We start from the raw sequence: 23,828 nt of genomic DNA on the forward strand, positions 1-23,828 counted from the left end.
ACGGGAACGGGGGCGGATCGCGGTCGCGGTCATTTTCTCTTCCCTTCCGCGTCCTTCAGCAGGCCGGAGGCCACACGGAGGCCGAACGAGGCGATGATGAGCGTGACGATCAGCACCACCACGGCCATCGCGGAGGCCTGGCCGATCTCCAGTCCTCGGAAGGCGCGCTGGTACAGGTAGTACGGCAGGTTGGTGGTGGCCGATCCGGGCGCCGCCAGGTAGACGGCGTCGAACGTCTGCAGGATGTAGATCGTTCCGAGCACGATCCCGAGTTCGGAGTAGGGCCGGAGGTGGGGAACCGTCAGGTGCCTGAAGCGCTGGAACGGCCCGGCACCGTCGACCGATGCTGCCTCGATGATGGACGGGTCCTCGCTCTGCAGCCCGGCCAGCAGGATCAGCATGAAGAAGGGCGTCCACTGCCACGACAGGATCGTGATGACCGAGAGCATCGGGAACTGCCCGAGCCAGTCGATCGGCCCGAGGCCCAGCGGGCTGAGCACCCAGTTGATGATGCCGTACGACGCACTGAACATGCTCGTCTTCCAGAGCAGGGCGGTGGCGGCGGGGAGCACCAGGAACGGTGTGATCAGCAGGGTGCGGGCGATCCCCCGGCCGAAGAACTCGCGGTTGACGAGGAGGGCCAGGCCCAGTCCGAGCAGGAAGGACACGACCACCGCGCCGACCGTCATGACGACGGTGTTGCCGGCGGCCTGGAGGAACTCCGGCTCCGAGAAGATCTCGACGTAGTTCGCGAAACCCACGAACACCGGGCCGTCGCTGCTGGTCGTCAGGTTCCAGTCGGTGAGGCTGTAGTAGACGGTGATGAGGAAGGGGAGCTGGGTGACGATCAGCACCACGATCATCATGGGGAACAGAGGGAGCCGACGCCAGAAGCGCTCGCGCGCAGCGCCCTTCCGGGGGGCCCGGCCGGGGGGCGAGTCGCCCCGCCGGCCGGACGCGGCTCCGTCTCGCGTGGTTCGCACCAGCGTGGCAGAGGGTGAATTCACGATGTCCTATTTCCCGTCGACCCAGTCGCGGTTCTCCTCGGCGAACTTGCCGAGGATCTGATCTGCCGCTTCGGAGATCTGGTCCGTGGTCTCAGCCCCGGTGATGGCGGCGGAGACGTGCTTCGCGATCTGTGTTCCGAAGTCCTGATACGAGGGCAGGGAGAGGAACAGGATGCCGCTGTAGGGCGTCGGCGTGGCGTGATCGGTGGGGTCGGCGTTGTCGACCGCGGCCAGGGAGACGTCAGCGAACGGTGCGGCGTCGAGGTAGTCCTGGATGCCGTAGGTCGATGTGCGCGTCGCCGCCGGGGCGTGCTCCCAGCCGAGTTCGGTGCCGGCCAGCTGTACGTAGTCCTTCGATCCGAAGAAAGCGAGGTACTTCCACGCGGCGTCCTGGTTCTTCGACGTCTCGGTGATGGCGAGGTTCCACGACCACAGCCAGCCGTTGCCGTTCCACGACTCGACCGGCGCGGCCACGTAGCCGACCTTGCCGGCGACCGTGCTCGTCGCCGCGTCCTCGACCGATGAACCGGCGGAGGTCGCGTCGAACCACATGGCCGCGTTGCCCTGCCCGAAGGCGGTCAGGCACTCGGGGAAGCCGGCGGTCGATGCATCCGGGATGCCGTAGTTCTGCTGCAGATCGAGGTACATGTCGATCGCCTTCTTCACTGCCGGGCTCGAGAACTGCGGGTTCCAGTCGTCGTCGTACCAGGTTCCGCCGTAGGCATTGATGATGGGGTTCAGCGCCGCCATCGAGGCTCCCCACGACGCGTCGCCGCGCAGGCAGATCCCGGCCACGTTCTTCGATGTGTCCTGCACCTGGGCGGCGAGCTCGCGCACCTGATCCCAGGTGGGGTTCTCGGGCATGGTGACGCCGGCGGCGGCGAAGATGTCCTTGTTGTACATCAGCATCGACGATTCGCCGCTAATCGGCACTGCGTACAGCTTGTCGTCGTACTCCAGGCCGTTCAGCACGGCGGGGATGATGTCCTGCTCGTCGAACGCGGTGTCTTTCTGCACCTGGTCGTCGATCGACGAGAGCCAGCCGTTCTTGGCCCAGATCGGCACTTCGTACGGCCCGATGCTGACGACGTCGAAGGGGCTCGACCCGGTGGCGACGCCCTGGGTGAGCTGGTCTCGCAGCTGGTCTTCGGGGAGGTTGACGTACTTGACCTTGATGTCGGGGTTGGCGTCTTCGAATTGCTTCGTGAGAGCGCGGATGTCGTCGAACTGGGGAACGGAGGCGGTGGCCACCGTGAGGGTGGTGACGCCGTCGGTGCTGCTGGATCCGGATGTGCTCGCGGTACAACCGCTCACGGCCAGGGCGAGGCCGACGGCCACCGCTCCGAATTGCACGATCCGCGTCTTCGAGGGGTGCATGGTGCTCATTTCTCTTCTTTCTGGGATCAGTGGTGCAGGGCGGGTCTTTCAGGCGATGACGAGTCGATGACCTTCGGTGCGGAGGTCGGCGGCGAGTTCGTCGTCGACGCCGGAGTCGGTGATGATGACATCGACGTCGGCGAGGGTTCCGAAGCGGTGGAAGTAGTCGGCTCCGAGCTTGGAGCTGTCGGCCAGCAGCACGACCTGGCGGGCGGACTTCATCATCTGCCGCTTCACCTCGGCTTCGGCCTGGTCGGAGGTGGTCAATCCGTGGTCGAGGCTGAATCCGTTGACGCCGATGAACGCCACGTCGACGCGCACGTCGACGAGGGCGTTGACGGCCCACGGGCCGACGCTGCACTGGCTCACCGGGCGCACCACCCCGCCGACGGCCATCACGGTGGTGTTGGGCCGGTCGGACAGGGCGTTCTGGATCTGCAACGAGTTGGTGACGACGTGCAGGTTGGCGTCGACGGAGAAGAATCGGGGCATCAACGCGGTGGTCGTGCCGCCGTCGATGATGATGGAGCCGTCGGCGGGCACTTCGCTCATCGCGGCTTCGGCGATGCGGAGCTTGGCGTCGGACATCACGGCCTGACGCACCGACGTCTCGGGTTCGAAACCCAGTCGCTGTACGCTGATCGCTCCACCGTGCGTGCGGGTGAGGAAGCCCTGTCGTTCGAGGGAGACCAGATCTTTTCGCACGGTCTCGGTGGTTACATCGAGTTCGGCGGCGATCTGCGTCGCGTCGATGCGGCCGTCGGTCTGCACCTTGGCGATGATCAACCGCCGGCGTTCCTCCAGGTACATGCTCTCTCCTTCGTCAGCGAAGCCAGTGTTGCACGCATACCCAATTAAACGCAAGTAGATCCAATTTGTTTTTGATGTATATAGTTGGGGTTGCTCGCTGGGTCGGCCCGGAGCCCGCAATGACGCAGAAGAAACGGAGACGTCGATGCCCGAACTCCTCGGAGTGGATTCCGTGATCGAGCACCTCGTGCTGCGAGGCGTGCTGACAGAGGTCGAAGCCCGCTCGCCGGAAATCACCGTGGCCGAACTCTCCGGCGGAGTGAGCAGCGTCGTCATCGCCGTGCACACTCCGACGCAGGCCCTGATCGTGAAGCAATCCCTGCCGAAGCTCCGGGTGGCCGAGGAATGGCTGGCTCCGACCGACCGCATCCTCTCCGAAGCCGCCATGCTCGAAATGACCGCGGCACTCACGCCCGGCCGGGTTCCCGAGGTGCTCGACATCGACCCGGGTCGCCGGGTGCTCGTCATCGCGCACGCTCCGGCCACATGGGTGGAGTGGAAGTCTTTGCTGATGGCGGGCGACGTGCACGTGCCCACGGCAGCCCGGCTGGGCGAGGTACTCGCCCGCTGGCACGTCAGAACCAAAGATCCCGCCACCGTCGCCCCCATCCTGCGCGATCAATCGGCGGCGTTCGAGAGCCTGCGCATCGCGCCCTACTACCGCACGACGGCCGAGCGCCTGCCGGATCTCGCCGACGCGATCATGCAGACGGCCGACCGGATGGCCGCGACCCGGCTCTGCCTCGTGCACGGCGACTTCTCGCCGAAGAACATCCTCACCGCGCCGGGCGCGACGAGCGACGGCTCGTTCTGGGTGATCGATCACGAGGTCGCGCACGTCGGCGACCCGAGCTTCGATGTGGCCTTCCTGCTCAGCCACCTCACCATGAAGGCGGTGCACCTGCCCGACTCGGCGGCGCTGCTGGAGCAAGCCGCGGCGGCTTTCGTGGAAGAGTATCGTGGCGGTGCATCCGGAACCCTCGATCTCGACGCCGCGCACCTGAACCGTCAGCTCGGCTGCCTGTTGCTGGCCCGGGTGCACGGCAAGTCGCCCGCCACCTACCTCACCGCCGCCGACCGCGAGGTCGTCGAACGACTCGGTCGTGCCGCCCTCCTCGGCGAGCGCGACCTCATCCCCTCGAGCACGAAAGCCGGAGCATGACCGACACCACCATTACCGCCCTGCACGCCTGGGAAGCCCTCGACTCGCGCGGCCGCCCCACGGTGGCCTGCACCATCACCCTCGCCGGCGGGGCCGTCGGGCGCGCCATCGTGCCCTCGGGCGCCTCGACCGGTGCGTTCGAGGCCAAGGAGCTGCGCGACGGCGGCCCCGAATACGCCGGCTTCGGGGTTCGGCGGGCCGTGGAGTCGGCGAACACCGCGGTCGCCGCGGCCGTCGTCGGGCTCGATGCGGTCGATCAGGTCGCGGTGGATGCCGCGATGGAAGCGCTCGACCCCGATCCCGAGCTGAGCGCCGTCGGGTCGAACGGGGTGCTGGCGGCCTCGCTCGCCACCCTGCTCGCCGCCGCCGCGTCGACGCGCACCGAGTTGTGGCGCCACCTCGATCCCGATGGCGTGCCGCTCATCCCGTTGCCGATGGTGAACATCGTCTCCGGCGGGGCGCACGCCGGAAAAGCCATCGACATCCAGGACATCCTCGTCATCCCGGTCGGCTCCCACAGTTTTCGCGAGGGCATCGAATGGGTCGACCGCGTGCGCCGGGCCACGGCGGAACTGCTCGAGCAGCTGGGCGGATGGTCGGCTCTGGTGGCCGACGAGGGCGGGCTGAGCGCGCGGCTCGCCGACAACGAGTCGGCCCTCGACCTCGTGACCCGCGGGATCGAGGCCGCGGGGTTCACTCCGCGCGACGACGTCTCGATCGCGATCGACGTGGCCGCCTCGCAACTCGTCGACGCCGGCGGCATCCGGCTGCGCACCGAGGATCGCGTTCTTCCGACGACGGAGTGGGTGGATCGGCTCGCGCAGTGGGTCTCCCGCTTTCCGATCGTCTCGATCGAAGACCCGCTGGGCGAGAGCGATTGGGAGGGCTGGGCCGAAGCCGCTGCGACCCTCACCGGCCTGCAGCTGCTCGGCGATGACCTGTTCGCGACGAACGACGCGCGACTGGCCCGCGGCATCCGTGCGGGTGTCGCGAACTCTGTGCTCGTGAAGCCGAACCAGGGTGGCACCGTCACCCGCGCCCGCCGCGTCGTCGAGTCGGCGCAGGCCGCCGGCTTCGCGCCTGTCGTGAGTGCCCGCTCGGGCGACACCGAAGACCACTGGCTTGCCGACCTCGCCGTCGGCTGGCGAGCGGGGCAGATCAAGGTCGGATCGACGATGCGCTCGGAGCGCACCGCCAAGTGGAACCGCCTGCTCGAGATCGAGTCGGCCACCGAGACCGTCTACGCCGGGTCGGCCGCCCTAGCGCGCTGACAGGCGCGGCCTCATGAGTCTTCGATCGTGGTGTCAGGCCAGCGCAACGGCAGCAGGTCCAGTGAGTCGAGGAAGTCGAGCGTCGCTTGGAGTGCGGTCTGCGCCTGCGGCAGCGGCAGCGGCACCGGCAGCGGCAGCGAGAAGTCGAAATGATACTCGTGACCCAGCTTGTCGCCCGTGCCATCCCACATCAGCGTCGTCACCGGCACGCCTCGGGCCTGAAGTGCGGCAGCGAGTTCGGTCACCTGGGGGCGGAACGGGTCGGCATCTCCGACGCTGAGGAAGGTGGGCGGGAACGCGTTCGTCGCCGTGTCCGTGACCGACATCGCGATGCACCGATCCGCGGTCGCCCGCATCCGCCGCAATCATCCCGGCGTGGCCGTCGGATGGGATTTGTCGGTTCAGGACTGCCTGCCCGCACCCGGAACAGACGGGCCAACGGACCGCTATGCCGAACCGCGCGACCAGGTGTTCCTGAGAGCGAGCGAAGGCGATGACTTCGTCTAAGTGCAGACCTACACCGGCGGAATCATCGGCACCGTCGGATAGCCGATCGTGAACCACGCGGCCCGCAGAACGATGAACGGCTGGCAATACCGGCCCGAATCGCTCGGCGGCGCCATCCGTCGAGTCTCACGCGTCATCCCGAGCGTGCCCGATCATCATCACCGAGAACGGGGTCGCCGTACCGGACGACGAAGAGAGGATCGAATTCACCGCGGCAGCGCTGAGGTCAGTGGTCGCCGCTGTTGACGACGGCGTCGACGCGCGCGGCTACTTTCACTGGAACCTGCTCGACAACTGGGAATGGGGCCACTGGGAGCCGACCTTCGGGCTCGTCGCCGTCGACCGCACCACGTTCGAGCGAGCGCCCAAGCCTGCACTCGCCTGGCTCGGCGGCCTTGCCTCGGAAAGTCGCATGGTTGACGATCTCCTGTGCGGAGACGGTAGAATTTGAACTCTATATGCGTGCCTGAAATGACGCCTGAGAAAGCGCTGATCCCCGGAAACTCAAGGATCTTTGTTCATGTCGATGCCCGTCGAATCAGGACGATAGAACCCATGTGTGGTCAAAATGTGGTCACGCCTCAGCACCACAAACCGCACTCCCACCATCTGCGGGCCGCCGAGGATAGGGATTATGTCAACACCGATTTCCGGGGCCTAACCGGTCGGAAGCTTCGCTCCCGCCGCGACACAGGTGCGTCGAACGACGTCCTCTAGGTCGCTGTCGCGGACTGCATCCAGGAGCAAGTAGGGCGCGACGGAAGCTCGCTCCAGTACACACAACACTTCTGGCTGCGTGTACAGCCAGTCACGGGAGTCTACATACGTTTCAGATTCCGGCTCGCCTTGAGTTGGTCAGCAGTCTATTTCGCCGCGCAGACGGTGACATTCGACGCGAACGTCGTCCGGGCGCATGGGCGCGGCCTCATCATCCAGGACCATGTCAAAACGCGTGCCGGCATGCGCACCATCGCAGTTCCTGGGTCGCTCATCAAGCGACTGCTGGACCGCAAGACCAACTTCAAGATCCACAATGAGCACGACCTCGTGTTCCCAACAGTTCGAGGGAACATACGCGATCCAAGGAACACATCGAGGGATTGGCGGAATGCTCGTGAGCGGCTCGGGTATCCGACGGTAACTACACACAGCTTCCGAAAGACAGTTGCGACAGCACTAGACCATGCGGGCCTTAGTGCTCGCGAGATCGCCGAGTACCTGGGCCATGCCAATCCGTCCCTCACGCAAGACGTCTACATGGCGAAGAACACAGGCGGCGTCAAGGCCGCGCACGCCCTGAATGCGATCATCCAGTGATTTCAAAGTGCGGGGTTAATGCGGGGTCGACCGCTCGAAGCAAAGCAAAAACCCCCAAGATGGCGAGATCTTGGGGGTTTTCGTAGCGGGAGCGGGACTTGAACCCGCGACCCCACGATTATGAGCCGTGTGCTCTAACCAACTGAGCTATCCCGCCAAGACTTCTGCGACTGCGGCCGAGAGGCCGGAGCCGGCCGGAAGCCGGAGCCCCCTGTGGGAATCGGACCCACTACCTCTTCCTTACCAAGGAAGTGCTCTACCAATGAGCTAAGGGGGCGCGCACAACCGCGAGCGGTTTTTGGCACCAGTAGAGAATAGCATCCCTCGGGGACCGCTTTCGCCGCATCCGGCCGACCCGTTCGGCGACCTGTCTGCAAACGGTTCCACACGACCGGTCCTCCGGTTAGAGTTCTCGGCATGACTATCGAGACCTCTCCCGAATCCGGCCCGCCGGAGGCCGCGGTCACCGACGGGACGACCACGACCTCGCCCACCACGACGGAGGCGGAACCCGCCACCACGCTGGTCGGCACCGGCGGGGAATGGTGGCGCTCGGCCGTCATCTACCAGATCTACCCGCGCTCCTTCTCGGACTCGGACGGCGACGGCATCGGCGACCTCCCCGGCATCACCGCGCGGCTCACGGCCCTCTCCGAGCTCGGGGTCGACGCGGTCTGGCTCTCGCCGTTCATGACCTCTCCCCAGCACGACGCCGGTTACGACGTCGCCGACTACTGCGACGTCGATCCGCTTTTCGGCACGCTCGAGGACTTCGACCGGCTGCTCGCAACCGCCCACGGCCTCGGCATCCGGGTCATCGTCGACCTCGTGCCGAACCACACCTCGTGGGATCACGCGTGGTTCCGCGAGGCCCTCGCCGCCGCACCCGGCAGCCCCGAGCGTGCGCGCTACATGTTCCGCGACGGCAAGGGCCCGAACGGCGACGAGATGCCCAACAACTGGGAGTCGGTCTTCGGCGGCCCCGCGTGGGAGCGCACGACGAACCCCGACGGCACGCCTGGCCAGTGGTACCTGCACCTCTTCGACAAGTCGCAGCCCGACCTCGACTGGGAGAACCCGTGGGTGCGCGAGCGCTTCCGCGAGATCCTGCGGTTCTGGCTCGACCGCGGGGTCGACGGGTTCCGGGTGGATGTGGCGCACGGCCTGATCAAGGAGGCCGGGCTGCCCGATTACACGCCTCCCGCCGACGCCGGCAGCATGGGCGGCGGTGTCGTCCCGGTCGGGCTCGAGCCCGGCATCGACTCCGATGCTGAGCTCGACCCGCCGACCCCGCCCTACTGGGCGCAGGACGGCGTGCACGAGATCTACCGCGACTGGCACGATCTGCTCGCCGAGTACGAGGGCGACCGCGTGCTCTGCGCCGAGGCCTGGGTGGAGCCGCTGACGAAGCTCGCCCGCTGGGTGCGACCCGACGAGATGCACCAGGCCTTCAACTTCACCTACCTCTCGGCCGGTTGGTCGGCTCCCGAGCTGCGCGTCGTCATCGACACCTCGATCGCCGCGTTCTCCTCGGTCGGCGCCCCGAGCACCTGGGTCCTCTCGAACCACGACGTGGTGCGCCACGCCTCGCGGCTCGCGCTCGGCGCCGACAACCTGCAGGGTGCCGGCATAGGGCCGAAGTCCCCCGGCCTGCCCGATCCCGTGGTGGGGCTCCGGCGTGCTCGCGCGGCGACCTCGCTGATGCTCGCGCTGCCGGGCAGCGCCTACGTCTACCAGGGCGAGGAGCTCGGTCTGCCCGAGGACATCTACCTGCCGGACGAGGCGCGACAGGACCCGACCTGGTTCCGCACCCACCACGAGAAGTACGGGCGCGACGGCTGCCGGGTGCCGATCCCGTGGGAGCCGCAGGTGCCGAGCTACGGCTTCGGTCTCGAGGGCACCTCGGCGAGCTGGCTGCCGCAGCCGGACGACTGGGACCGCTTCGCCCGCGCGAGCCAGGAGGGCGTCGCGGGGTCGACGCTCGAGCTGTACAAGCTGGCGCTCCGCCTGCGGGCCGAGCGGCAGCTGGGCACCGGCGTGCTCGAGTGGCTGCCGGGCTACGGCGAGAACGTGATCGCGTTCCGCAACAACGGCGTCACCGTGATCGCCAACATGGGCGAGACCGCGGTCGAACTGCCGGTCGAGACGACACCGGACGGCATCCTGCTGATGAGCGAGGCCCTGACCGAGGCGGCGCTGCCGCCGGACACGGCGATCTGGCTCGCCTGACGCCTTCGGGAGCCACGTCGAGCGGCTCCTGACCGAGTAACTCTGCAAATAACGAGGACCGACGCCCTATACGGGGTCGGTCCTCGTTATTTGCAGTGAAACTCCGGCGATCGCGGGCCGGTCAGGCCACGCGCTCGCTGAGCCAGGCGTAGGGGTCGACCGCGGTCGTGCCGTTCAGACGGATCTCGAGGTGCAGGTGCGCGCCCGTCGAGGTTCCGGTGTTGCCGACGCGGCCGATGACCTCGCCGACCTTGAGCACCTGGCCGGTCTCGACCTCGATCGATCCGGTCAGCATGTGGCCGTAGACACTCGAGACCTCTTCGCCGTCGACGACATGGTCGACGATCACGTAGACGCCGAGGCCTCCGCCGTCCGAGCGCACGACCTTGCTCACGACCCCGTCGGCGACCACGTGGATGTCGGAGCCCTGGCCGGGCGTGAAGTCGACGCCCTTGTGGTCGGTGCTGCCGATGCCGCCGGGCGACTCGCGCGGCCCGAAGCCGTCGCTGATCGGCACGCCGACCGGGAACGGCCACTGAACGGCACTGGTCACGTTGTTCGTGAAGGTGTCGGCGACCCGGAGGCCCGCCGCCTTCAGGGCGGCGACGTCGCGCACGCTGTAGTCGTCGCGGAGGATGCTCGCGCCGGAGCTGCCGGTGCCGGTGGTCAGCTCCTGGGCCGCGAGCGGGGCCACGTCGGCGAGCACGGTCTCGGGCGCACCCGCGGAGGCGGCGTGGAAGGCCGAGGCGGGCATGGTCGTCGCGACCGCGATGCCCGCGGCGAAGAGCATGGCCACGACGCTGAAGGTGCCCTTGGCGATGTCGCCGCGGCGGCTGCGCCGCCCGCCGGCCTTGGGCGCTGAGCTGCCGCCGCCCGCACCGGAACCCGGAGTCGAGTCCTTTGCCCCGCCGTGCGTGCCGCCGGAGGCCGGGGCCACGTCGGTGCCGGAAGTGGAGGTGGAGCTGAGGGTGGAGGCGGGCGTCAGCGACGTGGTGCGGAGCGACCGACGCGAGACCGCCTTCGGCGCCGGCACAGCGGTCGCGTCGGCGACGGGAACGACGGCCGCGGCAACGGGAGCACCGAGAGCAATGTCAGCAGTGGCCGACCCGGCCTCGGACTCCGGCGCAGCCTCCACCGCCGGCTCGACCGCCTCGGCGGTCGTCGGGGTCGAGATGCGGGCGCGGCGGCCACCGGCCGGCTTCTCGATCGAGTCGCTGAACGAGGGAGCGGCACGGCGGCCGCCCTTCTGGGCGTGGGGACGCGGAGCCGTCACGACGCTCGCCGCGACCGACACGGCCGGTGTCCCGACGATGTCGACGGATCCGGTGACGACCGTGATCTCGGTGCCTTCAGGCGAGGCGGAAGCCGGTGCCGCTGCCGGAGCCGACACAGCAGCGGAAGCCGCTGCCGCAGCGGCGGCCTCGAGGGCGGCGAGGCGCGCCGCACGGCGGCTCATCGCCGCGGTCGTGACCTCCGGCGGCGCGGCGGGCGTCGTCACGCGCAGGCTCCGCCGGGACGGAAGAGCCGACCCCGAGGACGGCGAAGAGGAGGGTGCAGAAGAAGGGGAAGAGGATTGGTGCTTCGTCGAACCAGGGGCCTCGCGTTTGGATGCGTCGTCATCCGGGCGTGAAGTCATCCGTGCCAATTGTTCGGGTATCTCCGGTCGGTGCGTGGGGCCGCCCCGTGGTGCGGGGCGAAAAGGTCGGTCAAGGCTAACCAGCCAACATTTGAATTGCCAGCGAGCGCACGATTCACGCGCCCGGCCCGCGTGTCGCGCGAACGCCGCACCGCTCAGAGCGGGAGATCGGCGTTCCGGTGCAGCTCGCGCACCAGGGGCTCGAGCTCCGCCGCCAGGGCGGGAGCCGCCGCGAGGGTCATGACCCCGCTCTCCTTGGCGTCACCGAAGCCGCCGACGCGGGCACCGGCCTCCCGGCAGATCAGCGCGCCCGCCGCGTGGTCCCACGGGTTCAGCCCGCGCTCGGCGTAGGCGTCGAGGCGGCCGAGGGCGACCGAGCAGAGGTCGAGGGCCGCCGAGCCGGCGCGGCGGATGTCGCGCACCTTGCCGACCAGACCGGTCACGACCTGCCCCTGCTTGACCCGCACCTCGGCGCTGTACGAGAAGCCGGTGCCGACGAGCGCCTGCGCGAGCGCGACATCCTCGTTGACCGCGAGCCGGCGGTGCGCCGCACGGGGCGAGTCGAGGAACGCGCCCCCACCCGCCGAGGCGGAGAACACCTCGCCGAGCACGGGGTTGACGACCACGCCGGCGAGCGCGGTCCACTCCGCGGGGTCCGTGCTGCCGGTGACCGCCGCGATCGAGACCGCGTAGGCCGGGATGTCGTAGAGGTAGTTGACGGTGCCGTCGATCGGGTCGACGACCCAGGTGATGCCCGAGCTGCCGGGGGTGGCCTCCGACTCCTCGCCGAGGAAGCCGTCCTCCGGCCGCGCCTCGGCGAGACGGGCACGGATGAAGTCCTCCGACTCGCGGTCGGCGAAGGTCACGACGTCCTCGAGCGAGGACTTGGTCGCGGCGACCGTGACGCCATCGGCGCGACGCCGGGCGACGAGCTCGGCGGCGTCGATCGCGATCGAGCGGGCCAGCTCGAGGAGCTCGGCCGAAGCGGGTGCCGCCGAATCGGAGGAGAAGGAAGCGGAGGAGGAGGAAGTCATGGAATTACTCCGTGTGTGGTGGCGAGTGAGGGATTCGAACCCCCGAATGCTGAGCAGTCTGATTTACAGTCAGATCCCTTTGGCCGCTTGGGTAACTCGCCAGGCGCACCCGACCACGTTACAGAACACAACCGAAGGCGCTGGACAAGGATACCCATGACCCGGGCTGGAGCGAAATCGCCTCCGCCTACCCGGCCGCCGCCGCCTGTTCGCCGTACCGCACCGCGAACTCGAGCACCTCGTCGAGGTACGCGGGCGACTCGTTGTACCCGGCGATGGCGGCCCGCCATCCGCTCTCCGTCGCGAGGTCGCCGCCGGTGTAGCAGAGGTACTCGGCCGCCGACAGCGAGGAGTCGTCGATGTTGTGGATGTCGGGCACCCCGTCGCCGTTGGCCTCGGTGGCCCAGGCGGCCCAGGTCGCGGGCACGAACTGCATCGGGCCGACCGCGCGATCCCACTCCGTGTCGCCGTCGACCGCGCCGGCGTCGGTGTCGGGGATCTCCTGGAAGCCGTCGCCGTCGAGCGGCACCCCGATGATCAGGTCGCTCGTCACCCCGTTCTCGCCGATGCTGCCGCCGAAGATGGTGCCGTGGTGCGACTCGACCCAACCGATCCCGGCGAGCGTGTTCCAGCCGAGCCGGCAGTCCGGGCGCACCTCGCTCTCGGCGATCGCGGCCCCGGCGTAGCCCGTCAGGGCACGGCGCGGGATGCCGGTCGCCTCCGCGACCCGGTCGAGCCAGGCGGGGTCGGCGAGCTCGGCCGTCGGCGTCCCGGCGTCGTACGATCCGGCGCCGGACTCGTCCACGGTCGCCTCGGGGGCGAAGGACGGGCCGCTCGAGCCCTGGTCACCGCCGCCGCTCCCGCTCCCGAGTCCGAGCCCCGTGCATCCGCTCAGCAGCGCTCCCAGCGCACCCACCGCGATCAGGCCGGGGAGGGTCGGGACGCGCAGCTTCATGAAGTCCACTCAACCATCACCGGCTGACAGTCCTAAAATGGCCCCATGGCAGATTCATCGTTTGACGTGGTCAGCAAGGTCGACAAGATGGAGGCGGACAACGCCCTCAACCAGGCTCAGAAAGAGGTCGCCCAGCGCTACGACTTCAAGAACATCGGCGCCTCCATCGAGTGGAGCGGCGACAAGGTGCTGATGAAGGCCAACTCCGAGGAGCGCGTCAAGGCGATCCTCGAGGTGTTCGAGTCGAAGCTGATCAAGCGCGGCATCTCGCTGCGCAGCCTCGACGCCGGCGAGCCCTTCGCGAGCGGCAAGGAGTACCGCCTCGAGGCCTCCATGAAGGAGGGCATCGCGCAGGACGACGCGAAGAAGATCAACAAGCTCATCCGCGACGAGGCTCCCAAGAGCGTCAAGTCGCAGATCCAGGGCGACGAGCTGCGCGTCTCGTCCAAGAGCCGCGACGACCTGCAGGCCACCATGGCGCTGCTCAAGGGCGCCGACCTCGACGTCGCGCTCCAGTTCATCAACTTCCGCTGAGCGGGATGAGCGGGATGACGGAGCAGGCCGCGACCGGCACGCCCGCGACCGGCACCCCCGGCATCGACGTCCCCGACCGCCGGGGCCGCACGGGCCTCGACCGCGAGGGCCTCGACCTCACCGGCAACCCGCGGGTGCGGGTCGAGGAGGTGCGCCTGCTCACCTCGAACTGGTACATCACCCGCACCACCCGCCTCGCCTTCCAGCACCGCGACGGCCACTGGTCGACCGAGGAGCGCGAGACCTACGACCGCGGCAACGGCGCGACGGTGCTGCTCTACGACCCGACCCGGCGCACGGTGCTGCTGATCCGCCAGTTCCGCTACCCGGCCTACGTCAACGGCCACCCCGACGGGATGCTGCTCGAGGTGCCGGGCGGCCTGCTCGACGACGACGCGCCCGAGGAGGCCGTGCGCCGCGAGGCCCAGGAGGAGACGGGCTACCGCATCGGCGAGGTCGAGCACCTCTTCGACGTCTACATGAGCCCGGGCTCGGTCACCGAGAAGCTCTACTTCTACGCGGCCTCGTACGACGCGGCTGCCGAGGGTGCGTCGACGCGAACGGATGCCGGTGGCGGGCTCGCCGAGGAGGGCGAGGACATCGAGCTGGTCGAGCTGGGCATCGACGAAGCACTCTCCCGCATCGGCACCGACATCGTCGATGCCAAGACGATCATGCTGCTGCAATGGGCGGCGCTCAGCGGCCCGTTCCGGCGCTGACCCGCCCCGCCGTGCTCAGCGGGATCCTGCTCCGGCGCTGACCCGCCCCACCACGGGGTAGGGGAACATCCCGGCCGGATCCCACTCCGCCCGCACCCGCGCCAGCCGCTCGAGCACCTCCGGCGCCCAGCACGACTCGAACGACCCCGGCACCGAGAGGTCGCCGGCGAAGTTGATCGTGTTCGACGCCGAGACCCAAGGCGCGAGGCGAGCGGTGATCCCGTCGGCCACCGCGGGCAGCACGCCGTCGAACAGGGCCGGATCCGGCACGCCGATCAGCACGAGGGTCCCCGCGGCCGGCCGGCCACCGACAGCGCTGCCTCCCGGCACGTCCCGCAGCGTCGCGCCACCGAGATGCCGCAGCTCGGCGGCCACGATCGGCACCTCCCGCTCGGGCCCCAGCACGTCGAGGAACGCCTCGATCAGGTCGTCGTCGATCAGGTCGAGCAGCATCCCCCTGTCCCACGCCGGACCCGGGTCGACCGGGTCGTTGTGCACGAGCCCGATCTGGGCCGCCGGCATCTCGCCGACCCGGCCGAACACCGCCGGCGCCACCGCCCGCAGCGGTGCGAACACCCGCTCGGCCTCCTCCGGCTCCCCCACGTGCACGTAACGGAGCGACACCACCGTCTTGCCCCGCAGCGCCTCGGGCACCACGGGCAGCGGCGGGAACCGCAGCAGCGACACCGAGGAGGTCGCCTCCTCCGGCGCCGTATCGGTGAACCGCGCCCAGGCCCGCAGCACGGCCGGGATGTGCTCGGCGTCGAAGAAGAGCGACCCGCCGTAGAACGTCGTGAGCGGCACCAGCTCGAAGTCCATCGAGGTGACGACGCCGAATCCGCCCTTGCCGCCCCGCAGTGCCCAGAAGAGCTCCGGATGCCCGTCCTCGCCCGCGTGGACCGTGATCGCCTCGCCGGTCGCCGTCACCAGCCGGAAGGTCCGGGCGTAGTCGGAGGAGTAGCCGTGGCTCCGGGCGAGCGGACCGAGACCCCCGCCGAGCGTGTACCCGATCGCCCCGACGTGGCCGGAGGCACCGGTCACCGGCGCGAGACCGTGCACCGCCGCCGCCTCGATCACCGCGCCCCAGCGGTTGCCGGCGCCGATCCTCGCCACACGGGCTTCGGCATCGATCTCAAGCGCGTCGAGCCGCCGGGTGGTGACGAGCATCCCGCCGGTCACGGGCGCGAACACGCCGTGGCCGGTCGCCAGCACGTGCACCGCGAGCCCGTGGGCGGCCGCGAACCGCACGGCCGCCTGCACGTCGGCCTCGGTCAGGGCACCGACGAGCACGTCGGGATCGCGCACGACCGTCGTGTTCTGGCCCGCCGCCTCGGCGGCCAGACCGCTGTCGCCGCGCCGGAGGACCGGGCCCTCCACGGCGAGGTCCAGGGCGTCGAGCTCATCCGTCGTGAATGTCATGAGCAGACGCTATCGAGGATCGGGCGGGACGGGAACGGCGGGATCCCAGAAGGGATCCCGCCGCCGCGTCTCAGGCCGGGCCGAGCATGCCGTGCACGCTCAGCCCGGAACCGCAGGTCAGACCGTCCGGCGCCGCCGCAGACCGACCAGCAACAGGCCGAGCAGCAGGGCACCGCCTGCACCCGCCAGGCCGAAGGCCAGGCCCGAGCCCGTGCTCGCCAGGCCCGAGGGCCCGGGCAGCACCGGCACGGTGACTACCGTCTGCGCCTCCGACATCCCCTCCGGCGAGACGTCGCCGACGTGGTCGACCTCGCCCCAGGGGCCGGTCGGGTTGGTCACGTCCGCCAGGTTGGCGATCGCACCGGCCGAGTTGACCACGGTCGTCACGGTGAACACCTTCGAGGCGCCGACCGGCAGGCTCTCGACGGGCCAGGCGAGCTCGCCGCCCACCCCGTCGATCGTCGTCGTGGTCGCCGGCGGGTCCGTCGACACCACGGTCAGGGCCGACGGGAAGACGTCGGTCACCGTGATGCCGGTGGCGTCGATCTGCCCCGTGTTGGTCAGCGTGATCGTGTAGACGAGGGTGTCACCCACGGTCGCCGCCGCCTTGTCGACCGTCTTCTGCAGCGAGAGCCGTCCGACGTCGAAGGTGTTGGTCACCGTCACGGTCGCCGGGCCTGCCGTGTCGCCGTCGGCGAGGATCGTGATCCCCTCCTCCGGGTCGATCGAGGAGGCGGTCGCGAGTCCGCGGTCGGTCTCGGTCACGACGCACTCTGCTCCGGCGATCAGGTCGCCGATCGAGGCGTGGTAGCCGTTCTCGTCCGAGAGCACGACCTCGCCGTCGTCTGCCAGCGCGATCGGGGTGATCACGCCGTCCTTCTCCCACGTGCAGACGACCTGCATCGTGAACGGTCCCTTTCCGAAGGCGGCGACGCCGTCGCCGACGCGCTTCTTCACGATCTCGAGCGATCCCGTGTCGAAGGTGTTCGTGATGGTGACCTCCGCCGCCGCGTCGGCCGGAACGGTGACCGTGCCGCCGGCCGGCGAGTAGGTGGTGCTGGTCGCTCCTCCCGCCACCGTCTCCTCGACGGTGCAGTCGGCGCCCTGGATCAGGCCCTCGATGGCGCCGGCGTAGCCGTTCGCCTCGCTGAGCTCGAGCACTCCGCCGCCGGGCAGCGGGATGGTCAGGGTCTGGCCGTCCTTCACCCAGGTGCAGGTGACGACCGCGGTGAAGGGGCCGGCGCCGTAGGTCTCGGCACCCGCTCCGTCGATCACCTTGGTGACCTCGACGCGGCCGGCGTTGAACCGGTTCGTGACGTCGGCCGTGACCGAGCCCACGGTCTGGCCGTCGCCGGGGCCCACGATGCGCACCGAGGCGGCCGGGGTCGACTCGTTCGCTCCGCCGTTCACCGTCTCCTCGACCGAGCACAGGGTGCCGATCGGGAAGACGTCGCCCAGCGTGCGGGACTGCCCGCCGGTGAGCACGAGGTCGTCGTCGTACAGCGTCTGGCCGTCGTAGGTGCAGACCACTGCGATCGTGAAGGGTCCCTGGCCGTAGCCGTCCTCGGGCGAGGGAGACCCGGTGCCGTCACCGGCTCCGGTGCCGGCCAGGGTCTTCGTGACCGTGAGCGTGCCCGCGGCGTACGTGTTGGTGTACGCGGCGGTGCTGCCGGCGGCACGGATGGGCACGACCGTCTGGGCGCCGGCCGTCGCGGAGCCGCCGTTGGTGCTGACGTGGATCGCGTTGCCCGCATCCTGCGCGCCGTCGGCTCCGGTCTCGACGACCGTGCAGTCGGCGAGCACCGGGAGGCCGGCGATCGTCCGCGACGCTCCGGCCGCGAGGCTGAAGGCGGCGTCCGCCGGAGCGAGCGCGACGGCCTGGCCGCCGGCCGCGACGCAGCTGACCGTGTACTGGAACGGACCGAACGAGCCCACCGTGGCCCGCGTGTCGACGGTCTTCGAGACCGTCAGCGACGCCAGGGCGTAGTCGTTCACGATCCCGACCTGCTGCGCAGCGGGCACCGGGGCGGTGGCGGCGGCCGGGGCCGCGATCGTCACCGACGCGGGGCTGACCGAGCGCGTGGTCTCGCCGTACGACCCGGTCGTGCCGTTCTCGGTGACCGAGCAGACGGCGCCGAGCGGGATGCCGTCCAGGCGCGCCATGTAGTCGTGCGCCGCATCCAGCACCACCTGGTCGGTGGTGAACTCGACCGCAGCGCCCGCGACCGTGCAGGCCACGGTCGCGGTGAACGACTTCGGCGCGAAGGCCGAGCCGGCGCCCGTGACCGTCTTGGTGATCTGCAGCGGGCCGCCCTGGAGGGTGACTCCGGCGTAGTTCGACGCCGCGCTCTTCGGGGCACCCGAGACGAACTGGGCGACGAGGCCGATCTGGTTCCAGGCGAACTCGGGGCCGACGGGGGCGTCGACCGGCGCGAGCGCCGCATCCGTCGCCGTGACCGGCTTGTTCACGGTGTTGTAGAGGATCGTGACCGATCCGCCGGGAGGCAGCACGCCGCCGGCCGCGCCGGCGAAGTCGACCGCGACGCGGAGGCCGGTGATCGCGGCCCAGTCACCCGTGTACGAGGCGATGGGGGTCCACTCGGATGCGACCGGGTGCGTCGAGCAGGTCGGGTCGGTCGGCCAGGCCGAGGCCGGGTCGGTGCCGACGCAGACCGCAGCGGCGGTCGTCACCTCGACCGTGCTGGTCGATCCCGCGGGGGCGGAGACGGTGACCGGGGTCGCCGCATCCAGCACCGGCTGGAAGGTGGAGCCACGCGGGGCGCCGGTCGCGAGACGGCGGTCGCCCGCGAAGGGCAGCGCGTCGACCACGGTCAGCGACGTCGAGGCGATCGTGCCGTTGTTGACGGGCACGAGCTTCCAGGTGTCGGTGCCGCCGACCACGGTCTGGGCGGCGCACGGGGACTTGTAGAAGCCCTGCGAGTCGGCCAGGCACGGCAGCGCCGGGTTCGTGGTGTTCACGGCGCCGCTGACGGTGCCGCCCGTGACGTCGCCCTTGACCGACTTGGTCGAGACGACGGCGCTGCCCGGCTGCGGGCCGACGAAGTTCGTCGTGCCGCACTGGGTGGGACCGACACCGGCGAGGGTGCCCTGCATGTTGCCCGAGGTGTTGGTGCAGGCCTGGAGGGTCTGACCGGTGGTCACGACCATCTGGTTCGTGGCCCGCTCGCCGGCCGAGAGGCCGACGCCCAGCACGATGCCGAGCTTGACGGTGAAGGTCTCACCGGGCTGCATCCGCTGCCCGCCGGTCGGCCAGGTGAACACGATCTTCTTCGTGGCCTGGTCGTAGGCGACGGTGACGTCGCTGGAGAGCGTGCCTCCGGTGCTGGTCGCGAAGACCGGGGCCTCGCCGTCCCAGTCGAGCTTGTCCGGCAGGCTGTCCGTCAGGTCGCCGATGGTGAGGATGCCCGTTCCGCTGTTGCGGAAGGTCATCGTCCACTCGTTCGGGGTCAGCGGGGTGACCGTGTGGATGTTCGAGAACGGCGACTTCGAGACGTCGATCGAGAACGTGCCGGCCAGGAGCGAGACGGTGTCCGTTCTCTCGGCGTTCGCGTCCGGGTACACCGACGGCTGGTCGGTGCGGTGCGAGTTCGTCTGCACCGTGTTGTCGACCGAGCTCGGGAAGAGGATCGCTCCGCCGTTCCGCGCCACGTCGAGCAGGCTCACCTTGAGCAGCGCGGTGGCCGAGTAGTTCGCCGGCATCGCGGTGTTGGAGAGGAGCCCGCCGTCGGCGCGATCGAAGACGAAGCGGATACCCGTGACGTCGGCCACGGTCTTCCCGGCGGGGAAGGCCGGCAGGGCGGCGGTGGGTGCCGCGGTTCCGGCGAGCCAGTCGGCGGTGCCGTCCAGCTGCACGTCGACACGCACCCGGTCCGAACCGGCCGGGAGCGTCACGTCGGACGCGACGAGACCGGTGAGCGCGAACTCGTTCCAGAACTCGGTGTCGGTGTCGGTGATCGTGACCTGGTTGGTCGGCACCGTGGAGGAGCCCTGCGTCGCGCCGAGCGTCGCCGTGACGACCGTGCCGCGATCCTTCTCGAGGATCGTGTCCGGCGCGAACTGCTTCGACGCGGTCACGTCGAGCGCGCCCTGCACCAGGGCGACCGACTTGGTGTCGCTGTCGAACGGGCGTGCGCCGGGCGTGCCCTCGGGGTAGAGGACCGGGTCGTAGCTCTGCGCGAAGGCGGAGTTCTCGACGGTGAACGGCGCGACCGGGACGGCGCTGTCGCTCCGCAGGGTCTGGCGCAGCTGGGTCGAGAGCACGAGCTTCGCCTGGCTGCCGGTGGCGATGGAGCCGCCGTCGACCGCGGGGTCGAGGCCGGCGAAGGTGACGCTCACGCCGACCACGTCCTGCAGGTCGGTGAGCGCCGCCGCCTGGGCGAGCGACACGGTACGGGTCGACAGGGTGCCGTCGGCCGCGCGCTGCTGGAGGAAGACCGTGGAGGCGGCCGGGTCGATCTGCGACTGGTCGACCGTGTAGGCGATCTTCGTGAGGGTGAAGCGCTCGAACGGGTTGGTCGCCGCGACGTAGGCCGTCTGGGCGAAGGGATTCGAGCCCCAGGCGTCGGCCGGCTGCGCGCAGTCGGCCACGTTCTGGCACGGCATCGGGTCGGTGACCCGCAGGTACGAGGCCCGCGACGAGGAGTTGTTCGTCGCCGTCAGCGTGAAGTCGTTGGTCGGGTAGCCCGACGCCGGCACGTCGCCGAAGTTCGGCACGACCATCCGGCTCTTCTGGGTGCTCTTCTGCACGTCGACCGCCGGGGGCTGGTCGACCAGGGCGATCGTGTCGGCCGCGGTGCGGGGCCCGACGGGCGTGCCGTTCTGCACACCGGTGACGGCCATCGTGTTCACGATCGTGCCGGCGGCCGGGTCGTTGAAGACCTGCTTCGCGGTCACCCAGGGCGACGACGGGTCGGCCGGATCGCGGAGCGTGTTGCGGAGCTCCCAGATCAGGCGGAACGGCCGGGTGTCGCCGAAGGCGCTGGTCGCGACGCCGGAGCCCACGGGCGGGGCCAGCGGGTCGGTGCTCGAGGCGCGGGCCTGGTCGTTCGGGGTCACGACGAACCGCACGCCGGTCGCGTCACGCGACTCGTCGTCGGTCAGGGTGTAGCCGACGAAGCCGTTCTGGCCCATCCAGCCGCCGGCCGGAGCGCGCATGGCATCCTGCCAGGCGCCGTCGTAGTAGAACTGCACGTTCGTGACGGTGTCCCAGCGCAGGCGCGGGTCGAGCGAGTACGGGATGGCCGGCACGGACTTCAGGTCGAAGGCCTGGAAGACGGTGCCGCGGGGGGTCGCCTCGCCCGAGGCGGGGTCGGAGACGACCACGCGGGAGTACCCGGTCGAGGTCACGCCCCAGCCGAGCGCGGTGCCGACGCGGGCGCCGGACTGCGAGCTGAGGAGGTTCGCGTCGGCCGAGAAGTCGGTCGTCCGCCACGCCTTGGTGCCGGCGAGGGTGCCCGCGCCGCTCTCGCTGCGGATCTGCGCGACCGCGTCATCCTGCACCACGTCGCTCACGACCGGGACCGTGCCACCGGCGACCGAGCCCTCGCCCTGGGCGGTGGCGATGTCGGTGTACGCGGAGGCGGGGCCGTTCGCGACGGAGGTCGGGGTGCCGTCGGAGCGGGTAGTGCCGAGCGCCTGGAAGACCGCGTTCGGGCTGACCGTGGTGCCCTGGGCGAAGCCGGCCGGGTTCTCGAAGGTGTAGCGGAGGCCGACGATGCCGGGGATCGCGGCGGTCGGAAGGTTACCCGAGTAGACCTGGGTCCCCGCGCTCGCGTCGACGACGTGGAACGTGGTCCAGGTCGTGCCGTCGAGCGTGTACTCGATCGTGAGGGTGGAGCCCGCGAGCACCTGGGTCGGGGCGATCGCGATCGGCTGGAAGGCGTTCCAGTAGTCGTCCGAGACACCGGGGCGGAAGAGATCCTCGACCACGATCTTCTCGGGGTTCACGAACGCCGAGTCGGTCGAGGTGGAGGTCGGCAGCTGCACGACCGCGGTCGCACCGGGCGATACCGGGGCGCCGGGCTGGATCGTCTTCACGATGCTGAGGGCGATGTCGGGCGAGAAGACCTTGAGCGGGGCGGTCGCGTCGGCGCTCGCGCTGCCGACCGGGTTGCTGCCGGAGACCACGAGGGTGTTGGTCAGGTCGACCGGGGCCGACGGGTCGGCGACGAGGCCGACGCCGGGCGTGATGCCGAACTGCGCGGAGACCTGCGCGCCGGGGGCGACGGCTCCGGTGTACGAGATCGAGAACCCGGTCAGGTGGTCGCCGGATGCGGGGGCCGGGGCGGTCGGGGTCGAGCCGCTGGCGAAGGGGGCCACGACCGGCGCCGCGGAGGCGAAGTGCCAGGTGACCGTGGCGCCCGTGGCACCCGTCGGGTAGCTCAGCGGGGCCTGGAAGCCGGCGAAGTGCACGCTGTCGGTGAAGAAGTCGAGGTCGTCGAGCGTGAAGACGCTGAGCGGTCCGTTGGAGTCGTTCTGGCCGGTGATGACCGACTTCGCGGTGACTCCGGCGGGCACGCGGGAGGGCGTGATCGACTTGGCCGCCTTGACGGCGACGGTGAGGCTGCCGATGGCGTAGGGCGCCTCGGCGGTGTCGGTGGCGGAGGGCTGGCCGGGCACGTCGACCGTGCCGGTGACCTTGTTGGTGAGCGAGGCGCCCGCGACCAGGGAGTCGCCGGTGGCGCGGTCGGTCGAGCGCTGAGCGACGTTCACCACGACGCTGCCGGCGGTACCGGAGGGGGCGACGGCCACGGTGCCGGTGTCGCCGGCGAAGGTGAAGCGGAGGCCGGCGACGGCGGATGCGGCGACGCCGGTGGGCAGGGCGATGGCGCCCGGCGCACGCGGCGATCCGGGGACCCAGCGGTAGCCGCCCCCGGCGGTGTCGAAGACGTAGGCGTCGACCTGCACGGTGGTGGCGCCGGCCGGGAGGGTCACGGCACCGAAGCCGGTGAAGTCGGTGAGGAGGAAGGGGTTGTCCCCGCCCAGACCGGCCTCGCCGTCGTCGGCCGAGGAGGGCTCCTGCACGACGAGGCTCTCGGCGGCCACGTTCGAGGTGTTGCGGCTGCCGAGCGTGATAGCCGAGGCGGCGCCGGGCTGGAACTGCTGGCTCGCGGGCTGCCAGGTCTTCGTGACGTCGGTGCCGACGCTGACCGGGATGGCGACCGTGACGTCGGCGCCGTCGCTCGGCTCGTTCATCGCGTTCGCGGCCTTCACCGTGGCGGTGTTCGGCACGGTGACGCCGTTGGAGGGCCAGGTGGCCGGGAGGTTCTGCGGGGCGCGGAGGGTGACCTGCACGTCGACCGACTCGCCGGCGCTGATGCCGACCTTGCCGCCGCCGAGATCCTGCGAGTAGACCGCGGTCAGGGTGCAGTCGCCGGTGACGGACGTGCTGCAGCCGCCGAACGAGACCGTGGCGATGCCGGAGGGCACGGTCGCGGTGGAGAGGATGTCGAAGCCCTGGCCGGGGAGGCCGAAGGCGGCCGGCAGCGGGTCGGTGAGGGTGGCGTCGACGCAGTCCTCGTCGCTGCAGCTGACGGAGATCGTGTAGGTGAACTCGTCGCCCGGCGCGATGGTCACGGCCTCCTGGCCGTCGACGGTCTTCGCGATGGCGAGGAAGCTCGGGTTCGCGGCCTGGGCGGCGGTCGCGGGCACCACGGCGAGCATGGCAGCGACGAGCGCGACCGTGAGCGCGGCGGCCACGGGAGCCAGTCGCTGGTACCAGCGGCGTGCGGAACGGCCGGGCTTTTCAGGCTCGGCGGAAGCGAAGAATGGGTCGAACGTCACGTGCTGGGGTCCCCTCGTACAGCGATGCTGGTGCGGGCGCCGCCGCCG

17 protein-coding genes and 3 tRNA genes are annotated in these 23,828 nt (G+C 70.0%); 8 read left to right on the plus strand and 12 right to left on the minus strand.

Going from position 1 to position 23,828, the window contains the following annotated elements; genetic code table 11:
• Nucleotides 1-29: 29 nt before the first annotated feature.
• From HSO01S_RS04785 to HSO01S_RS04795, 3 genes are all read right to left on the minus strand, one after another.
• The gene (locus HSO01S_RS04785) at nt 30-863 is read right to left on the minus strand and encodes a carbohydrate ABC transporter permease (protein WP_245635889.1); all 834 of its coding nucleotides are present in this window, start codon (nt 861-863) and stop codon (nt 30-32) included.
• Between the two features lie 150 nt (nt 864-1,013).
• Nucleotides 1,014-2,393, minus strand: a complete 1,380-nt coding sequence (locus tag HSO01S_RS04790; protein ID WP_066039423.1) for an ABC transporter substrate-binding protein — start codon at nt 2,391-2,393, stop codon at nt 1,014-1,016.
• A gap of 39 nt (nt 2,394-2,432) precedes the next feature.
• The gene (locus tag HSO01S_RS04795; RefSeq protein WP_066039424.1) at nt 2,433-3,194 is read right to left on the minus strand and encodes a DeoR/GlpR family DNA-binding transcription regulator; all 762 of its coding nucleotides are present in this window, start codon (nt 3,192-3,194) and stop codon (nt 2,433-2,435) included.
• Nucleotides 3,195-3,339: 145 nt separating this feature from the next.
• On the opposite strand from HSO01S_RS04795, the gene HSO01S_RS04800 reads away from it, so the two are divergent.
• Together HSO01S_RS04800 and eno are read left to right on the plus strand one after the other, a co-directional pair.
• Entirely contained in the window at nt 3,340-4,356 is a 1,017-nt protein-coding gene (locus tag HSO01S_RS04800) for a phosphotransferase (RefSeq protein ID WP_066039425.1), read from the plus strand.
• Nucleotides 4,353-5,627 (plus strand): phosphopyruvate hydratase, encoded by a 1,275-nt coding sequence (gene eno / locus HSO01S_RS04805; protein ID WP_066039426.1) that lies wholly within the window; start codon nt 4,353-4,355, stop codon nt 5,625-5,627. Before HSO01S_RS04800 ends, eno begins: the two co-directional genes overlap by 4 nt.
• A gap of 11 nt (nt 5,628-5,638) precedes the next feature.
• On the opposite strand, the gene HSO01S_RS04810 is transcribed toward eno, so the two are convergent.
• A complete protein-coding gene (locus tag HSO01S_RS04810) occupies nt 5,639-5,953 on the minus strand; it encodes an alpha/beta hydrolase (RefSeq protein ID WP_169799933.1) in 315 nt (104 codons plus the stop codon).
• Here HSO01S_RS04810 and HSO01S_RS18995 point away from each other — a divergent pair.
• From HSO01S_RS18995 to HSO01S_RS18225, 3 genes are all read left to right on the plus strand, one after another.
• The gene (locus HSO01S_RS18995) at nt 5,943-6,134 is read left to right on the plus strand and encodes a hypothetical protein (RefSeq protein WP_169799934.1); all 192 of its coding nucleotides are present in this window, start codon (nt 5,943-5,945) and stop codon (nt 6,132-6,134) included. The genes HSO01S_RS04810 and HSO01S_RS18995 overlap by 11 nt on opposite strands.
• Before the next feature lie 157 nt (nt 6,135-6,291).
• On the plus strand, nt 6,292-6,585 hold the full coding sequence (locus HSO01S_RS04815) for a family 1 glycosylhydrolase (protein WP_281177810.1): 294 nt from the start codon (nt 6,292-6,294) through the stop codon (nt 6,583-6,585).
• Nucleotides 6,586-6,980: 395 nt separating this feature from the next.
• Nucleotides 6,981-7,451, plus strand: a complete 471-nt coding sequence (locus HSO01S_RS18225) for a tyrosine-type recombinase/integrase (protein ID WP_169799935.1) — start codon at nt 6,981-6,983, stop codon at nt 7,449-7,451.
• 83 nt (nt 7,452-7,534) lie between these two features.
• Here HSO01S_RS18225 and HSO01S_RS04820 read toward each other — a convergent pair.
• Together HSO01S_RS04820 and HSO01S_RS04825 are read right to left on the minus strand one after the other, a co-directional pair.
• A tRNA-Met gene (locus tag HSO01S_RS04820) sits at nt 7,535-7,608 on the minus strand.
• A gap of 48 nt (nt 7,609-7,656) precedes the next feature.
• Nucleotides 7,657-7,728 (minus strand) — tRNA-Thr (locus HSO01S_RS04825).
• 140 nt (nt 7,729-7,868) lie between these two features.
• Between HSO01S_RS04825 and HSO01S_RS04830 the strand changes: the two genes are divergently transcribed.
• On the plus strand, nt 7,869-9,680 hold the full coding sequence (locus tag HSO01S_RS04830) for a glycoside hydrolase family 13 protein (protein ID WP_084361313.1): 1,812 nt from the start codon (nt 7,869-7,871) through the stop codon (nt 9,678-9,680).
• 121 nt (nt 9,681-9,801) lie between these two features.
• Here the strand turns inward: HSO01S_RS04830 and HSO01S_RS04835 are convergent, their stop codons facing one another.
• The 4 genes from HSO01S_RS04835 to HSO01S_RS04850 all read right to left on the minus strand — a co-directional run bounded on the left by HSO01S_RS04835 (nt 9,802) and on the right by HSO01S_RS04850 (nt 13,305).
• On the minus strand, nt 9,802-11,178 hold the full coding sequence (locus HSO01S_RS04835) for a M23 family metallopeptidase (protein ID WP_066039429.1): 1,377 nt from the start codon (nt 11,176-11,178) through the stop codon (nt 9,802-9,804).
• A gap of 293 nt (nt 11,179-11,471) precedes the next feature.
• Nucleotides 11,472-12,350, minus strand: coding sequence for an inositol monophosphatase family protein (locus tag HSO01S_RS04840; RefSeq protein WP_066039430.1), 879 nt, complete (start codon nt 12,348-12,350; stop codon nt 11,472-11,474).
• 16 nt (nt 12,351-12,366) lie between these two features.
• Nucleotides 12,367-12,451: transfer RNA gene (locus tag HSO01S_RS04845), tRNA-Tyr, on the minus strand.
• An 86-nt stretch (nt 12,452-12,537) separates the two neighbouring features.
• Nucleotides 12,538-13,305 (minus strand): lytic murein transglycosylase, encoded by a 768-nt coding sequence (locus HSO01S_RS04850; RefSeq protein WP_084361361.1) that lies wholly within the window; start codon nt 13,303-13,305, stop codon nt 12,538-12,540.
• Nucleotides 13,306-13,350: 45 nt separating this feature from the next.
• Between HSO01S_RS04850 and HSO01S_RS04855 the strand changes: the two genes are divergently transcribed.
• Both HSO01S_RS04855 and HSO01S_RS04860 read left to right on the plus strand, forming a co-directional pair.
• Entirely contained in the window at nt 13,351-13,839 is a 489-nt protein-coding gene (locus HSO01S_RS04855) for a YajQ family cyclic di-GMP-binding protein (protein WP_066039432.1), read from the plus strand.
• A gap of 5 nt (nt 13,840-13,844) precedes the next feature.
• Nucleotides 13,845-14,558: an NUDIX domain-containing protein gene (locus HSO01S_RS04860; RefSeq protein WP_245635890.1), complete on the plus strand. Its 714-nt coding sequence runs from the start codon at nt 13,845-13,847 to the stop codon at nt 14,556-14,558.
• Nucleotides 14,559-14,573: 15 nt separating this feature from the next.
• Here HSO01S_RS04860 and HSO01S_RS04865 read toward each other — a convergent pair whose 3' ends face one another.
• Together HSO01S_RS04865 and HSO01S_RS19585 are read right to left on the minus strand one after the other, a co-directional pair.
• On the minus strand, nt 14,574-15,977 hold the full coding sequence (locus tag HSO01S_RS04865; RefSeq protein ID WP_066039434.1) for an FAD-binding oxidoreductase: 1,404 nt from the start codon (nt 15,975-15,977) through the stop codon (nt 14,574-14,576).
• A 117-nt stretch (nt 15,978-16,094) separates the two neighbouring features.
• Complete coding sequence (locus tag HSO01S_RS19585; protein WP_157078910.1) at nt 16,095-23,780, minus strand: DUF5979 domain-containing protein; 7,686 nt, start codon at nt 23,778-23,780, stop codon at nt 16,095-16,097.
• Between the last annotated feature and the right edge of the window lie 48 nt (nt 23,781-23,828).

The organism is Herbiconiux solani NBRC 106740 (assembly GCF_001571005.1).
GTDB lineage: Bacteria > Actinomycetota > Actinomycetes > Actinomycetales > Microbacteriaceae > Herbiconiux > Herbiconiux solani.